This window comes from Priestia sp. BR_2 (assembly GCF_041954005.1).
Classification (GTDB): domain Bacteria; phylum Bacillota; class Bacilli; order Paenibacillales; family Paenibacillaceae; genus Paenibacillus_AQ; species Paenibacillus_AQ lautus_A.
In genome coordinates this window covers 1-712 of sequence record NZ_JAVFHM010000060.1, presented here as the reverse complement: position 1 = coordinate 712, position 712 = coordinate 1, and the positions used below count along the sequence as shown (strand labels likewise).

Genomic DNA, 712 nt, shown 5'->3' with positions numbered 1-712 from the left:
ATGTAGTATAAAGCTATTTTGAAAGCGCAAACAAAAATTCAACTACGTTTAGGAGGCTATTATATGTGTAATATTATCAAACCTAACCCAAAGCTTTATGTGATGGACAACGGCTCGATGCAAATGGATAAAAACTGGATGCTTGCAATGCATAACCCAGCAACTGTTAAGAACCCTCATGCACCTACGGAATTTATAGAGTTTCCAATTTATACTGTATTAATCGATCATCCGGAAGGGAAAATTCTGTTTGATACAGCCTGCAATCCTGAATCAATGGGACCACAAGGGCGCTGGACTGAAGCAACTCAACAAATGTTTCCTTACTCAGCTACAGAAGAATGTTATTTACCGAATCGATTAGAACAATTAGGGGTGGACCCTAAGGAAATTAAATTTGTTGTTGCTTCCCACCTTCATCTGGATCATGCTGGCTGCTTAGAGTTGTTCACTAACGCTACTGTTATTGTTCATGAAGATGAGTTAAACGGCACCCTTCAGTCTTATGCACGCAATCAAAAAGAAGGTGCTTATATTTGGGCTGACATTGACGCATGGATAAAAAATGACCTTCATTGGAAAACGATTAAACGAAACGAAGATACCATTAAACTGGCAGAAGGAATTAATGTCTTGAACTTTGGAAGCGGACATGCTTGGGGTATGCTTGGCCTTCATGTTCATTTGCCTGAAACAGGTGGCATTATCTTAG

General features: G+C 39.5%; 1 protein-coding gene. It reads left to right on the top strand.

The window, feature by feature from the left end; genetic code table 11:
• Positions 1 to 63: 63 nt before the first annotated feature.
• A partial coding sequence (locus tag RB298_RS01235) for an N-acyl homoserine lactonase family protein (protein ID WP_486045369.1) occupies positions 64 to 712 on the top strand: 649 nt, incomplete at its 3' end.